The organism is Vallitalea pronyensis (genome assembly GCF_018141445.1).
GTDB lineage: Bacteria > Bacillota > Clostridia > Lachnospirales > Vallitaleaceae > Vallitalea > Vallitalea pronyensis.
Genome location: NZ_CP058649.1, coordinates 941,199 through 955,031, shown reverse-complemented (window position 1 = coordinate 955,031; position 13,833 = coordinate 941,199). Strand labels below are relative to the sequence as shown.

The 13,833-nt window shown below is 36.9% G+C and carries 27 protein-coding genes; all 27 read right to left on the bottom strand.

Going from position 1 to position 13,833, the window contains the following annotated elements; all coding sequences use genetic code 11:
* Positions 1-269: 269 nt before the first annotated feature.
* Positions 270-383 (bottom strand): 50S ribosomal protein L36, encoded by a 114-nt coding sequence (gene rpmJ / locus HZI73_RS03995; RefSeq protein ID WP_212696972.1) that lies wholly within the window; start codon positions 381-383, stop codon positions 270-272.
* A 121-nt stretch (positions 384-504) separates the two neighbouring features.
* Entirely contained in the window at positions 505-723 is a 219-nt protein-coding gene (gene infA, locus HZI73_RS03990; RefSeq protein WP_212696971.1) for a translation initiation factor IF-1, read from the bottom strand.
* Positions 724-727: 4 nt separating this feature from the next.
* Positions 728-1,021, bottom strand: a complete 294-nt coding sequence (locus HZI73_RS03985) for a KOW domain-containing RNA-binding protein (protein ID WP_212696970.1) — start codon at positions 1,019-1,021, stop codon at positions 728-730.
* A gap of 16 nt (positions 1,022-1,037) precedes the next feature.
* Positions 1,038-1,787 (bottom strand): type I methionyl aminopeptidase, encoded by a 750-nt coding sequence (map, locus tag HZI73_RS03980; RefSeq protein ID WP_212696969.1) that lies wholly within the window; start codon positions 1,785-1,787, stop codon positions 1,038-1,040.
* Between the two features lie 4 nt (positions 1,788-1,791).
* Entirely contained in the window at positions 1,792-2,436 is a 645-nt protein-coding gene (locus HZI73_RS03975) for an adenylate kinase (RefSeq protein WP_212696968.1), read from the bottom strand.
* 286 nt (positions 2,437-2,722) lie between these two features.
* Complete coding sequence (secY, locus tag HZI73_RS03970) at positions 2,723-3,982, bottom strand: preprotein translocase subunit SecY (RefSeq protein WP_212696967.1); 1,260 nt, start codon at positions 3,980-3,982, stop codon at positions 2,723-2,725.
* Positions 3,983-4,423 carry a 50S ribosomal protein L15 gene (gene rplO, locus HZI73_RS03965; RefSeq protein ID WP_212696966.1) on the bottom strand — a complete coding sequence of 147 codons (441 nt, stop codon included), beginning with the start codon at positions 4,421-4,423 and terminating at the stop codon, positions 3,983-3,985.
* Positions 4,424-4,455: 32 nt separating this feature from the next.
* Entirely contained in the window at positions 4,456-4,638 is a 183-nt protein-coding gene (gene rpmD, locus HZI73_RS03960) for a 50S ribosomal protein L30 (RefSeq protein ID WP_212696965.1), read from the bottom strand.
* A 12-nt stretch (positions 4,639-4,650) separates the two neighbouring features.
* Entirely contained in the window at positions 4,651-5,160 is a 510-nt protein-coding gene (rpsE, locus tag HZI73_RS03955) for a 30S ribosomal protein S5 (protein WP_212696964.1), read from the bottom strand.
* 16 nt (positions 5,161-5,176) lie between these two features.
* The gene (gene rplR, locus HZI73_RS03950; protein WP_212696963.1) at positions 5,177-5,545 is read right to left on the bottom strand and encodes a 50S ribosomal protein L18; all 369 of its coding nucleotides are present in this window, start codon (positions 5,543-5,545) and stop codon (positions 5,177-5,179) included.
* A gap of 26 nt (positions 5,546-5,571) precedes the next feature.
* Entirely contained in the window at positions 5,572-6,105 is a 534-nt protein-coding gene (gene rplF / locus HZI73_RS03945; protein WP_212696962.1) for a 50S ribosomal protein L6, read from the bottom strand.
* Between the two features lie 163 nt (positions 6,106-6,268).
* Positions 6,269-6,670 (bottom strand): 30S ribosomal protein S8, encoded by a 402-nt coding sequence (gene rpsH / locus HZI73_RS03940; RefSeq protein ID WP_212696961.1) that lies wholly within the window; start codon positions 6,668-6,670, stop codon positions 6,269-6,271.
* Between the two features lie 30 nt (positions 6,671-6,700).
* Positions 6,701-6,886, bottom strand: coding sequence for a type Z 30S ribosomal protein S14 (locus tag HZI73_RS03935; RefSeq protein ID WP_212696960.1), 186 nt, complete (start codon positions 6,884-6,886; stop codon positions 6,701-6,703).
* A 19-nt stretch (positions 6,887-6,905) separates the two neighbouring features.
* Positions 6,906-7,445, bottom strand: coding sequence for a 50S ribosomal protein L5 (rplE, locus tag HZI73_RS03930; RefSeq protein ID WP_212696959.1), 540 nt, complete (start codon positions 7,443-7,445; stop codon positions 6,906-6,908).
* 21 nt (positions 7,446-7,466) lie between these two features.
* Complete coding sequence (rplX, locus tag HZI73_RS03925) at positions 7,467-7,793, bottom strand: 50S ribosomal protein L24 (protein ID WP_212698691.1); 327 nt, start codon at positions 7,791-7,793, stop codon at positions 7,467-7,469.
* Positions 7,794-7,812: 19 nt separating this feature from the next.
* Positions 7,813-8,181 (bottom strand): 50S ribosomal protein L14, encoded by a 369-nt coding sequence (gene rplN, locus HZI73_RS03920; RefSeq protein WP_212696958.1) that lies wholly within the window; start codon positions 8,179-8,181, stop codon positions 7,813-7,815.
* Positions 8,182-8,212: 31 nt separating this feature from the next.
* Positions 8,213-8,470 carry a 30S ribosomal protein S17 gene (gene rpsQ, locus HZI73_RS03915; protein WP_212696957.1) on the bottom strand — a complete coding sequence of 86 codons (258 nt, stop codon included), beginning with the start codon at positions 8,468-8,470 and terminating at the stop codon, positions 8,213-8,215.
* Positions 8,471-8,490: 20 nt separating this feature from the next.
* The gene (gene rpmC / locus HZI73_RS03910) at positions 8,491-8,700 is read right to left on the bottom strand and encodes a 50S ribosomal protein L29 (RefSeq protein ID WP_212696956.1); all 210 of its coding nucleotides are present in this window, start codon (positions 8,698-8,700) and stop codon (positions 8,491-8,493) included.
* On the bottom strand, positions 8,687-9,127 hold the full coding sequence (gene rplP, locus HZI73_RS03905; protein ID WP_212696955.1) for a 50S ribosomal protein L16: 441 nt from the start codon (positions 9,125-9,127) through the stop codon (positions 8,687-8,689). Before rplP ends, rpmC begins: the two co-directional genes overlap by 14 nt.
* The gene (rpsC, locus tag HZI73_RS03900; RefSeq protein WP_212696954.1) at positions 9,127-9,786 is read right to left on the bottom strand and encodes a 30S ribosomal protein S3; all 660 of its coding nucleotides are present in this window, start codon (positions 9,784-9,786) and stop codon (positions 9,127-9,129) included. Before rpsC ends, rplP begins: the two co-directional genes overlap by 1 nt.
* Before the next feature lie 10 nt (positions 9,787-9,796).
* Positions 9,797-10,183 carry a 50S ribosomal protein L22 gene (rplV, locus tag HZI73_RS03895; RefSeq protein ID WP_212696953.1) on the bottom strand — a complete coding sequence of 129 codons (387 nt, stop codon included), beginning with the start codon at positions 10,181-10,183 and terminating at the stop codon, positions 9,797-9,799.
* Between the two features lie 26 nt (positions 10,184-10,209).
* Positions 10,210-10,491: a 30S ribosomal protein S19 gene (rpsS, locus tag HZI73_RS03890; RefSeq protein WP_212696952.1), complete on the bottom strand. Its 282-nt coding sequence runs from the start codon at positions 10,489-10,491 to the stop codon at positions 10,210-10,212.
* 61 nt (positions 10,492-10,552) lie between these two features.
* Positions 10,553-11,389, bottom strand: a complete 837-nt coding sequence (gene rplB, locus HZI73_RS03885; protein WP_212696951.1) for a 50S ribosomal protein L2 — start codon at positions 11,387-11,389, stop codon at positions 10,553-10,555.
* Positions 11,390-11,479: 90 nt separating this feature from the next.
* Positions 11,480-11,779, bottom strand: coding sequence for a 50S ribosomal protein L23 (gene rplW / locus HZI73_RS03880; RefSeq protein ID WP_212696950.1), 300 nt, complete (start codon positions 11,777-11,779; stop codon positions 11,480-11,482).
* On the bottom strand, positions 11,779-12,399 hold the full coding sequence (rplD, locus tag HZI73_RS03875; RefSeq protein ID WP_212696949.1) for a 50S ribosomal protein L4: 621 nt from the start codon (positions 12,397-12,399) through the stop codon (positions 11,779-11,781). The genes rplW and rplD overlap by 1 nt, the downstream gene beginning before the upstream one ends.
* A gap of 28 nt (positions 12,400-12,427) precedes the next feature.
* Positions 12,428-13,057 (bottom strand): 50S ribosomal protein L3, encoded by a 630-nt coding sequence (gene rplC, locus HZI73_RS03870; RefSeq protein ID WP_212696948.1) that lies wholly within the window; start codon positions 13,055-13,057, stop codon positions 12,428-12,430.
* Between the two features lie 111 nt (positions 13,058-13,168).
* Positions 13,169-13,480, bottom strand: coding sequence for a 30S ribosomal protein S10 (rpsJ, locus tag HZI73_RS03865; RefSeq protein ID WP_212696947.1), 312 nt, complete (start codon positions 13,478-13,480; stop codon positions 13,169-13,171).
* Between the last annotated feature and the right edge of the window lie 353 nt (positions 13,481-13,833).

Below are 13,833 nucleotides of genomic sequence, written 5' to 3'. Positions count from 1 at the left end.
TGAAATGAGGGTTAAATCTTGAGAATGTAATTCAAATTAAGTGTTATGACTTATATTCTTATCAGAATAAAGTCACAACAAGCGTGTGAAACCGTATTTCACACGTTATATAGGAAGCTTAGACCACATTAATTTTAGCTAAACTACCTCAATATGGTGCATAATATCACAATTAACAATTATATACTATAATCATTACGGATGCAACACTTTTTTAGATTTTTAACAAAAGTTATAGACTTCATACATAAATATGGATTTTTTATCCATTAGCCTTGCTTTTGCTTGTGCTTAGGATTTTCGCAGATCACACGAACTCTACCTTTTCTTTTGATGACCTTGCATTTTTCACAAATAGGTTTTACAGATGCTCTTACTTTCATCCCTATCGCTCCTTCCTAAAACAATGCTTGTTTATTCCTCTCATAAACAATAACAATTGTTCTTATGCTTTTTTACTAAGTGAACGGGTTTCTTATTGGCGAGAAAAATGATGCTATTCTCTTATTTGTCTCTCCAAATAATTCTACCTTTTGTTAAATCATATGGAGAAAGTTCAACCGTTACCTTATCTCCAGGTAAGATTCTGATATAATTCATTCTTAACTTTCCACTGATATGTGCTAAGATCTTGTGTCCATTTTCAAGTTCTACTTGGAACATAGCATTAGGTAATTTCTCGAGTACAACACCTTCTACTTCAATGACATCCTTTTTAGACATTTTTTCAACCTCCTCCACGTTTTAACGTATCATCATTCACTTGGTAAATAGCTAAATGCCTTCTAATTTCTATATTGGTAACCTTTTTATCTCTTGAAAGCTTATCACTCAGCTCTTCAATGATTTTTTTTGTCGGTTGTATATGCTTCATTTTCTTTCGCTTAGGGTCTTCAACACGTCTTAATTGCCCATCAGCTAATAAGGCAAATTCACCTTGTACATCCACGACGATAAATATTCTGTCTTTATCTCGACCAGCTTTTGATTTTACTATTTGACCATATTGTAATTCATGCATAGTATCACCCCTAGCCTTAGACTGTCAGAAGTTCATGTCCATCATCTGTTATAAGAATTGTATTCTCATAATGAGCAGATAATGCACCATCTATGGTAACAACTGTCCAATTGTCTGATAACCACCTTACTTCTGATCTTCCCATATTTATCATAGGTTCAATGGCAAGTGCCATACCTGAGCGAAGTCTCGGACCTCTTCCTATTACTTTAAAGTTTGGAATCTGAGGTTCTTCATGTAATTGACGTCCAATTCCGTGTCCCACTAAGTCCCTAACAACAGAATAACCATGTGCTTCTACATATTTCTGAATAGCAGATGATATCTCATGTAGATGATTGCCTTCTAAAGCAAATTTAATGCCTTCAAAAAAGCTTTGCTTCGTGACGTCAATGAGTTTCCTTGCATGATCACTTATTTCTCCAACACCATGGGTCCTAGCAGCATCGCCATGATACCCCTTATAGAGTGCACCAATATCAATGCTGATGATATCCCCTTCTTTTAATAAACGTTTTTTAGAAGGAATCCCATGTACCACTTCTTCATTAACGGAAGTACAGATGTTAGCGGGAAATCCACCATAGTCTTTAAAAGATGGTATGGCATCATGGCTTAAGATAAAGTCTTTTGCAGCTTTATCCAAGTCATAAGTGGAAACACCAGGTTGAACCATTGATTCAAGAAGCTCGTGGGCTCCTGCAACAATCTTACCTGCTTTTCTCATCAATACAATTTCTTCGTCAGTCTTTATCATAATTGACATAAACTTACGCTCCTAAAATATCAATAATACTCTCAGTCACTTTATCAATATCAACTGTACCATCAACAGTAATAAGAATATTTTTACCTTGATAATAGTCTATTAATGGACGAGTTTGCTTGTGATAAACACTTAATCTTTTTTGTACCGTTTCTGGCTGGTCATCATCGCGAATGATGAGTTCCCCTTCACAGGTATCACATACATTCTCTTTTTTTGGAGCACTGTATTTCAAGTGATATGTGGCACCACACTTAACACAAGCTCTTCTACCAGACATTCTTCTTACAATGTTCTCATCCGGTACATCAATGTTAATGGCATAATCCATTTTTGTATCCATTTTAGCTAGTGCTTCATCAAGACTCTCAGCTTGAGGTATTGTTCGAGGGAAACCATCTAAGATAAAACCCTTTTTACAATCATCTTCTAAGAGACGATCCGCAACAATGTCTACTACCAACTCATCAGGAACTAATAATCCTTTATCCATATATTCTTTAGCTTTTAAGCCTAATTGTGTTTCTTTTTTTATATTTGCACGAAAAATATCCCCTGTTGAAATATGTGGTATGTCGTATTTTTCAGCAATTCTCTTTGCCTGTGTACCTTTACCTGCACCAGGCGCACCTAACATAATTAATTTCATTTTATACCTCCAAGTATATCTGTGCATGCATTTATCAGCTAACTGTTATGTTATAAGCCTCAATCAATGAACAGACAAACTTCATTGTCACCATTTAACAAGACTTATATCGACCATAATTTCTAGAAACTTAAGAGTAAGAATGAAGAAAGCACCTGTTGCTTCATCTTCATTCTTCCTTTGTATATTAAGTTATACAACACCATTACTAGTATGCTCTGCCCCTACAATTCATATGATTATAATTGTACTTTAGCATGGGCCTAGCTTTGATTACTCTTTTGTATTAAGAATTTAAAAACCCTTTGTAGTGACGCATAACCATTTGAGATTCAATTTGCTTAATGGTCTCAATGGCAACCCCTACGACGATGATCAATGATGTACCACCGAAGGATATATTCATGTTAAATGCAACACCCAATAATGTTGGAAGTAAAGCAATGAGTGCAAGTGCTAACGCTCCAATTAATACAATCTTGTTAAGTACATTTGTTAAATAATCAACTGTTGGTTTTCCTGGTCGTATACCTGGAATAAACCCACCATTTTTCTTCATGTTATTTGCTACCTCAATTGGATTAAACGTAATTGATGTATAGAAATAAGCAAAGAATAAGATGAGTACAAAATAAATAAATGCACCTGACCAACTTTGAATTCTTAGTAGGTTAATAATGGTCGCCCACGCGCCTGTTGGCTCACCGAAGAACTGTGTAATCGTTCCTGGGAAACCAAGTAGGGATGATGCGAAGATAACTGGAATAACACCAGCCATATTAACTTTTAATGGTATATGGGTAGACTGTCCACCATATACTTTTCTTCCCTGCATACGTTTAGCATATTGTACGGGCACCCTTCTTTCGCCAAGTTGAACCAAGACGACGAAAGCAACCATGGCTGCAAATATGATAATCAGTACAATAACGGGAATTAATTTGTTACCTGTTGTTGCTGAATTATATAATGATTGTACACCGAAAGGTAATCGTGAAATGATATTAATAAAGATAATTAGGGATATACCATTTCCAATACCATTGGTTGTAATCTGCTCACCAATCCACATTAAGAAAGCTGTACCAGCAGTCATAGCAGTTATACCAATAACAACTGAGAATACATTATATTCATAGAATAATCCTCTTAAACTAATGGATATAGCTGTTGATTGTAATATAGCTAGAACAACTGTTCCATAACGTGTAATCTTAGCAATTTTCTTACGTCCTTCTTCACCTTCTTTTTGCATTTCCTCTAATTTGGGAATAGCAACTGTAAGGAGGTTCATGATGATGGATGATGTAATGTAGGGTCCAATACCCATAGCAAAGAGTGCCATGTTCTGGAAGGCCCCACCTGAAAATGCGTTAAACATGTCAAGCATACCACCGTCTCCAGCAAAGCTTGAAACAGCCTCAGGATTAACAAGTGGTACACGAATATGTGCTCCGATACGAATAGCGAAGAACATCATGAGTGTATAGATTAATTTTTTTCTTAAATCAGGTATTTTAAATGCATCGCGAAGTGTTCTAAACAACTATACCACCTCTGCTTTCCCGCCAGCAGCTTCAATTTTTTCTACTGCGGATTTACTAAAGGCATTAGCTCTAACTGTAAATTTCTTAGTTAATTCTCCATTACCTAGGATTTTCACACCATCTCTAGGATTTTTAATAACACCAGTCTCAATGAGTAATTCCACTGATATGGTTTCGCCTTCTTCAAATCTATTGAGTACATCAACGTTGATAGCCACGATATCTTTTGAGTTTCTACATGTGAAGCCTCTCTTAGGAAGTCTTCTGTACAATGGCATTTGGCCTCCTTCGAAACCAATTCTTACGCCACCGCCTGAACGAGATTTTTGTCCATCTTGTCCTCTACCTGCAGTTTTTCCGTTCCCTGATCCATGACCTCTACCTTTTCTACTACAGTTGGTTCTTGATCCTTGTGCTGGTTTTAATTCTGTCAAATTCATGCTGTTACACCTCCTTGCTTATTTGGGCTTCATTAAATTTCTTCTACTTTTACTAAATGTTGTATAGATTTTACCATACCTCTAATCGCATCGTTATCTTTTTGCTCTACTGTTTTATTAAGTTTTGTAAGACCTAACGCCACTGCAGTTTTCTTGTGTTTAGGAATGGCTCCAATTGTGGATTTAACTAAAGTAATTTTTAATTTATCTGCCATCTTGGTTCCCTCCTATCCTAATAGCTCTTCGACTGATTTTCCACGAAGTTTTGCTACTTGTTCAGGTGTCTTAATGCCATCAAGACCAGCTACTGTAGCTGTTACGACGTTATTTTTATTGTTTGAACCTAATGATTTGGTTCGAATGTTTTTAATACCTGCAAGCTCAAGTACCGCACGAGCAGGTCCTCCAGCGATAACACCAGTTCCTTCAGGAGCTCTCTTCATAAGAACACTTGCGCTTCCGAATTTACCTATAAAATCATGAGGAATACTACCATTTTCGTCCATAGGTACTTCAATAAGTCGTTTCTTAGCGTCTTCAATACCTTTTCGTATAGCCTCTGGAATCTCTGTTGCTTTTCCAACACCAGCGCCTACATGACCGTTTTCATCTCCGACTACTACTAAAGCTGCAAAACGGAAGTTACGTCCTCCCTTTACTACCTTAGTTACACGTCTTATTGATACTACTTTTTCTTTTAGATCTAAACTACTAGCATCAACCATTGTACGCTTCATTCTTTTACCTCCTTACTTAGAATTTAAGTCCAGCTTCTCTTGCTGAGTCAGCTAGAGCTTTAACTTTACCTTGATAAATATATCCACCTCTATCGAATACAACTTCTGTTATACCCTTTTCAACAGCTTTCTTACCAATGGTTTCACCAACGAGTGCTGCCGCAGATACATTATTTGTTTTATCTAAACCTTCACTAATTGCTTTTTCAATTGTAGAAGCTGATACCATTGTATGACCCTTAACGTCATCAATGATTTGTGCATACATATGCTTATCACTTCTATATACCGCTAAACGTGGTCTCTCAGCTGTACCAACGATTTTATTACGGATTTTCAAATGCTTTTTAGCACGTGTTTTTGATCGTGAAACTTTTTTTATCATGTGGATTTCACCCCTTTACTTTTTTACTATTTACCAGTTTCTTTACGTCTGACTACTTCATCAGCGTATCTAATCCCTTTGCCTTTGTATGGCTCTGGTGGTCGCTTGAATCTTATTTCCGCAGCATATTGACCTACTCTCGCTTTGTCAATACCTTTAACGATAATAACATTCTGGCCTTCCACAACCGACTCAAGACCTTCTGGATCTTCCATTTCAACTGGATGTGAATATCCTAAAGATAATGTTAATTTTTTACCTTGCTTTGCTGCTCTATAACCAACACCGTTGATTTCTAACTTCTTTTCGTAACCTTTCGTTACACCTTCAACCATGTTTGCAACGAGTGTTCTTGTTAAACCATGTAATGACTTCATTTTCTTTAAATCACTTGGTCTTGTCACAACGATTTGATTGTCTTCTTTCGTAATTGTCATTTCTTTTGGTAATTGTTGTTCTAATGTTCCTTTTGTCCCTTTTACAGTAACAAAGTTACTGTCGCTGATTGTTACGTCTACACCAGCTGGAATCTCGATAGGTAATCTACCAATACGTGACATAATTGCACCTCCTCGGATTAAATACCTTTACAGTCTTGCTGCAAAGCTTCATCCATTATCGTTAATCATTAAATAATTGTTTACATGTAAGGATACCCTATGCATCATGATTTACAGAAGTAACTGCTACTTCTCAAATGTCTGCATACGAGCTGTTCCTTAACTACCAGATAAATGCTATAACTTCTCCACCAACATTTTGCTTTCTAGCTTCTTTGTCAGTGATAATACCTTTGTTTGTAGAAATGATTGCTGTTCCAAGCCCACCAAGAACCTTTGGTAACTCATCTCTTCCAGCGTATACACGAAGTCCAGGCTTAGAAATTTTCTTAATACCTGAAATAACCTTCTCGCTTTTTGTTTTGCCATATTTCATTTCAACACGGATTGTTTTGATAAGTCCGTCTTCAATTAATTTATATCCTTTAATGTAGCCTTCTCCTACTAAAATGTCAGCAACTGCTTGCTTCATTTTTGAGGCAGGTATATCTACAAAATCATGCTTAGCAGTATTTCCGTTACGGATTCTTGTTAACATATCTGCAATTGGATCGCTCATTGTCATAATTTGTGGCCTCCTTCCTATTACTTGGTTCTACCAACTCGCTTTTCTAACACCAGGGATTTGTCCTTTGTATGCTAATTCACGGAAACAAATTCTACAGATACCGTATTTTCTTAAATATCCGTGAGGTCTTCCACATATTCTACAACGATTGTAAGCTCTTGATGAGAACTTAGGCTTACGTTGTTGCTTTACTTTCATTGATGTTTTAGCCATTTAATCAATTCCCTCCTTATTATTTTTTAAAAGGCATCCCAAACAAACTGAGTAGTTCGCGGGCTTCTTCATCTGTATTAGCAGTTGTTACAAAGATGATGTCCATACCTCTTACTTTGTCTACCTTATCGTATTCAATCTCAGGGAAGATTAATTGCTCTTTGATACCTAAAGCATAGTTACCTCTACCATCAAAAGCATTGGGATTAACTCCTCTAAAGTCTCTTACACGAGGTAAAGCTAAGTTGATAAGGCGATCTGCAAAATCGTACATTCTCTTACCTCTAAGGGTAACTTTACATCCGATTGCCATACCTTCTCTTACCTTAAATGCAGCAACTGACTTCTTAGCTTTTGTAATGATTGGCTTTTGACCAGAAATGATCGTTAAATCACTTACTGCAGCGTCAAGAACCTTTTGATTTTCTTTTGCTTCACCAACACCCATGTTGATGACAATTTTCTCAATCTTAGGTACAGCCATTTTATTTTTATAGTTAAATTTTTTCATCATAGCGTCTACAATCTCGTTATTGTAAACTTCTTTAATTCTACTCACTAAGGTACCTCCTCTCTACGATTAATCGATCACTTCACCTGTTGATTTAGCCACTCTATAACGTACATTTTTAGTACGACCATTTCGCTCTTCTTGTACAACCTTAACACCTAGACGCGTTGGTTTGCCTTTGTGTACATACATGACTTTCGCTGCATGAAGTGCTGCCTCTTGATGTACAATACCACCTTGTTGGTTAGCTGCACTTGGCTTCGTATGTTTTGTTACCATGTTGACACCTTCAACAAGTACTTTAGAATTTTTTCTATCTACAGATAAAATTTTTCCTTCTTTACCTTTATCTTTTCCTGAAATAACTTTTACAGTATCGCCTGTTTTAAGTTTCATCTTCACTTATTACACCTCCCTATAATACTTCTGGTGCTAATGATAAGATTTTCATGTATTTCTTTTCTCTTAGCTCTCTTGCAACAGGTCCAAAAATACGTGTTCCTGTAGGTGTCTTATCCTCTTTGATAATCACTGCTGCATTCTGGTCGAATTTAATATATGATCCGTCCTTACGACGTGCACCCTTTTTAGTTCTAACGACAACGGCTCTAACGACATCACCTTTTTTTACAACGCCACCTGGTGTTGCGTCTTTAACAGTAGCAACAATCACATCACCGATGTTTGCATATCTTCTAGTTGATCCGCCTAATACACGAATACAAAGAATTTCCTTCGCTCCTGTATTGTCAGCAACTCTAAGTCTAGATTCTTGTTGGATCAATGTATCCAGCCTCCTTTCAGCAAAAATAAATTTATTTTGCCTTCTCTAATATCTCCACTAATCGCCATCTTTTATCTTTAGACAAAGGTCTAGTTTCCATTACGCGTACTCTATCACCTTGACCACACGCATTCTCTTCGTCATGAGCTTTTAATTTATACGTTCTCTTAACAACTTTATTATATAATGGATGTTTAACGCTACTTTCTACAGCAACTACAATCGTTTTATCCATTTTATCGCTTACTACTCTACCTATACGTACTTTACGTAGATTTCTCTCTGCCACTTGAATTCCTCCTTTCAAGGCTACTTAGCAACTCTTAACTGCTCAGTTATAATTGTTTGAATTCTAGCTATATTTTTTCTAACCTCATTAATTCTTCCTGTATTATCTAATTGGTTAGTCGCATTTTGAAATCTTAGGTTGAATAATTCTTTTTTAGCAGAAACTAGATCTTCATTAAGCTCTGCAGTCGATTTATTTCTTAAATCTTCAAGATATTTAGTTGACTTCACAATTATCACCGCCTTCTAAATCAGCTCGAGAAGCAATCTTACACTTACAAGGTAATTTGTGTACTGCAAGTCGTAATGCCTCTCTTGCTACTTCCTCTTCTACGCCAGCAATTTCAAACATAACGCGGCCTGGTTTCACAACAGCTACCCAGTATTCAGGTGATCCTTTTCCAGATCCCATTCGTGTTTCAGCAGGCTTTGCTGTAACAGGCTTATCTGGGAATATTTTAATCCATACTTTACCACCACGTTTAATATGACGGGTCATAGCAACACGGGCAGCCTCTATTTGATTGGATGTAATCCAACATGGCTCCATAGCAACAATACCATATTCACCATAATTTATCTTATTGCCTCTAAGCGCTTTTCCACGCATATTACCGCGGAACTGCTTACGACGCTTTACTCTTTTTGGAATTAGCATTATCTACCTCTCCCTTCTCTCTTATTACCTTGTGTAGGAAGAACTTCACCATTATAGATAAATATCTTAACACCTATTTTACCGTAAACCGTATCGGCTTCAGCAAATCCATAATCGATGTCTGCACGAAGTGTTTGTAGAGGAATTGTACCCTCGTTATAAGATTCTGTACGTGCCATCTCTGCTCCACCTAAACGTCCTGCACAAATAGCTTTGATACCTTTTGCTCCCGCTTTCATGGTTCTTCCCATTGATTGTTTCATCGCTCGACGGAAAGATACACGGTTCTCAAGCTGTTGAGCAATGTTTTCAGCTACAAGCTGTGCATTCTTTTCTGGTCTTTTTACTTCAACGATATTAACAATCACCTTGTTTGCTGTCATCTTCTGAAGTTCAATTCTCAATTTCTCGATAGATGATCCACCTTTACCAATAACGATACCTGGCTTAGCTGTATGAATGTTAATCTTAACTCTCTCTGATGCTCTTTCTATTTCAATACGAGATACACCAGCTGAGTACAATCTCTTTTTAATGTATGTTCTTAGTTTATTGTCTTCTATTAAAAGATCAGCAAAGTCTTTTTCTGCGTACCACTTTGCATCCCAGTCTTTAATAATTCCGACTCTTAATCCATGTGGATTGACTTTTTGTCCCATTCTTTCCCTCCTATCTTTCGTTAAGAACGATCGTGATATGACTAGATTTCTTTTCTATTCGGTAAGCTCTACCTTGTGCACGAGGTCTAATACGCTTCATTGTTGGACCTTTGTTAGCAAAAGCTTCCTGAATATATAAGTTCGCTGGATCTAATCCATTATTGTTTTCAGCATTCGCGATAGCTGATAATAACACTTTCTCAATAATTCTAGCACCATTTCTTGGTGTGTATTTTAAGATACCAACAGCAGCTCCTACATCTTTACCCTTGATAGTATCAAGAACGATCTTAGCTTTTGTTGTAGACACTCTAGCATAAGATACTTTAGCTTTTGGCCTTGTATCTTTATTAGCATTTCTTTCTCTTTTTATCTGACTTCTATGCCCTTTAGCCATGTTACACTGCCTCCTTCCATACTACATTAACGTACTCTTGATTTCTTTTCGTCTTTTCCATGTCCTCTATACGTTCTGGTTAAAACGAATTCGCCTAATTTATGACCAATCATATCTTCGCTTATATAAACTGGCACATGTCTTCTTCCATCATGAACGGCAATCGTATGTCCTAACATTTCTGGGAAGATAGTTGAACGTCTTGACCATGTTTTAATTACTTGCTTATCGCCACTTTCGTTTAATGCTCTTACTTTTTTTAGTAAGTGATTATCAGCGAAAGGTCCTTTTTTAAGTGAACGAGCCATATACTCAAACCTCCTTTGATTGACTGTCTAAGAGAATAATTAAGTGCTTTGAACACTTCAATTATTTTTTGCCTCCACGTTTTCTTACAATATATTTATCAGAATGCTTATTTTTCTTTCTTGTTTTATAACCAAGTGCTGGTTTACCCCAAGGTGTCATTGGACTTGGACGTCCGATAGGTGCTCTACCTTCACCACCACCATGTGGATGGTCATTAGGGTTCATAACAGAACCACGAACTGTAGGACGAATACCCATGTGACGCTTACGACCTGCTTTACCCACTGTAATAAGCTCATGATCGATATTACCTACTTGACCGATGGTTGCTTTACAAAGGATAGGTACCATACGCATTTCGCCTGATGGTAATCGAAGTGTTGCAAACTTTCCTTCTTTCGCCATAAGCTGTGCTACGTTACCTGCTGAACGGACTAACTGTCCACCTTTACCAGGCTTCATTTCGATATTGTGAATACTTGAACCAACAGGTATGTCTTTTAACTCAAGCGCATTACCTACACGAATCTCTGCTTCTGGTCCACTCATAATCTTGTGTCCAACTTTTAATCCATTTGGTGAAAGAATATAGCGCTTCTCACCATCAGCATATTGCAATAATGCTATATTAGCTGAACGATTAGGATCGTATTCAATGGCTACTACTTTAGCTGGAATACCATCTTTGTTTCTTTTGAAATCAATTATTCTATATTTTATCTTAGAACCGCCACCACGGTGTCTTACTGTAATTTTACCTTGATTGTTACGTCCAGAATGTTTTTTAAGGCTTACTACTAATGACTTCTCTGGAGTTTTTTTCGTAATCTCCTCAAAAGTAGAACCTGTCATATGTCTTCTGGAAGGTGTATAGGGGTTATATTTTTTAATACCCATATCGTCGACACTCCTTTCAAAAGTATATCCTCACACGCTACCGTGTGTATCAATTAACCACAAATTTTGTGGTTGCTTTTACATTAACTTCTACATACCTTCAAAGAAATCAATGTCCTTACTACCTTCTGTAAGTTTTACAATTGCTTTCTTTGTCTTAGCTGTTTTCCCAAAAGTCATACCTCTTCTTTTGGTTTTTCCATGATTATTCATGGTGTTGACTTTTTCAACTTTTGTTCCATCGAACATTTTTTCAACGGCTTCGATGATTTGAATCTTTGTTGCTTCTGGATGCACCAAGAAAGTGTATTTTCTTTCGGACATTGCTTCCATACTCTTTTCCGTTACAACGGGTTGTAATATGACGTCATAATATTTTAAATCTGCCATTATGCATACACCTCCTGCATTGTAGCAACTGCATCCTTTGTTACAATAAATGTATCGTATTTCAGAATATCATATACATTAATTGTTGACGTTGATGCTGTCTTGATGCCACTAATGTTTCGTGCTGACAAGACAACGTTCTTATCGTTATCTGCAATGACAACCAATGCTTTGTTGACATTTAAGTTGTTCAGTACAGCACTCATTTTCTTTGTTTTAATTTCACCGAACTTTAATTCTTCAAGTACAATAAACTTATTATCGTTAACTTTTGTTGTTAAAGCAGATTTTAGAGCTGCTCTTTTCTCTTTTTTATTTAATTTGAACGAATAATCTCTTGGCTTTGGAGCAAATACAACGCCACCACCTGTCCAGTGTGGTGCACGAATGGATCCTTGTCTTGCTCTACCTGTTCCTTTTTGTCTCCAAGGCTTAGCACCGCCACCTCTGACTTCTGAACGAGTCTTCGCACTTTGTGTTCCTTGACGTTTGTTCGCAAGCTGTCCGATCACTGACATATGCATTAAGTGTTCGTTCACATCTACACCGAATATATTGTCATTAAGTTCCATATCTCCAACTTGTTTACCTTCCATATTATAAACAGAAACTTTGGCCATGTTCGTTCCTCCTTCCTACCGTTTTAGGCTAAGCTTTCACGCTATTTACAACTGTTACAATTGCTTTTTTAGGTCCTGGTACAGCACCTTTTACTAACAATAAGTTATTTTCTGCGTCTACTTTTACGATTTCAAGATTTTGAATAGTCACTTTTTCAGACCCCATATGTCCTGGTAACTTTTTACCTTTAAATACACGTCCTGGGAATGATGCAGCACCCATTGAACCGGATACACGATGAGACTTAGATCCATGGCCCATAGGTCCTCTTGCTTGATTGTGTCGCTTAATGGATCCTTGGAACCCTTTTCCTTTGGATACACCAGAAACATCTACTTTATCGCCAGATTCAAATACATCGGCTTTAATTTCATGCCCTACTTCAAATTCTTCTGCATTGTCAAGTCTAAATTCTTTGATATGTTTTTTGAACGCTACGCCCGCTTTATCAAAGTGACCTTTCATTGGCTTATTTGTATGTTTTTCTTTTCTTTCACCGAATCCAACTTGCACTGCTGAATAACCATCGTTATCCACTGTCTTAACTTGTGTTACAGTACATGGACCAGCTTGTAATACAGTTACTGGTATTAATACTCCGTCTTCTGCGAAGATTTGAGTCATACCAACTTTTTTAGCTATTATAGCTTTTTGCATTCGTTGCACCTCCTAATAATCTACAGCGGATTACACATTCATGTAATCATCCTAGATGGTTTATAGCTTATATATAAACCTCTAAGGGATTTTGCTTCATAAAATTTCCTATTACTTCACATCAACTTTGATGTCTACCCCTGCAGGTAATTCAAGTCGCATTAAAGCGTCTACAGTTTTAGCTGTAGGCATAAGAATATCAATTAATCGCTTATGTGTTCTTTGCTCAAATTGCTCTCTAGAGTCTTTGTACTTATGAACCGCTCTAAGAATGGTTACGATTTCTTTCTTGGTAGGTAATGGAATAGGTCCACTTACCTTAGCACCTGTCTTCTTAGCTGTTTCAATAATCCTCTTTGAAGATTGATCAATTAATTGATGGTCATACGCTTTTAAGCTAATTCTCATTTTTTGACTTGCCATAAAAAAAGTCGCCTCCTTTTCGTACTATTTGTACGACAAGTGGTGACTGTACATCGCTCCGTGTGTATCATCTTATCAACACACGCATCATGGCTTATTCTTCCATGATATCTATATTGTACAGTGACCTTGCCGCCAGTTTCTTGAACATGACATTCGCTCAGTATGAATTACCCGCTTCAGCGGCAACCTCATACTTCATCGCTATCTTTGTCACAGCATTTAATAGTATACACTATGAGCATGCATTATGCAAGGGTTTTTCAATTTATTTTCAAGTTTTTTGCAGTTTTTTATTTATTTCATCACCATATTGTTATAAGTGTAAAAATATGGGTATTTACATATTCTCT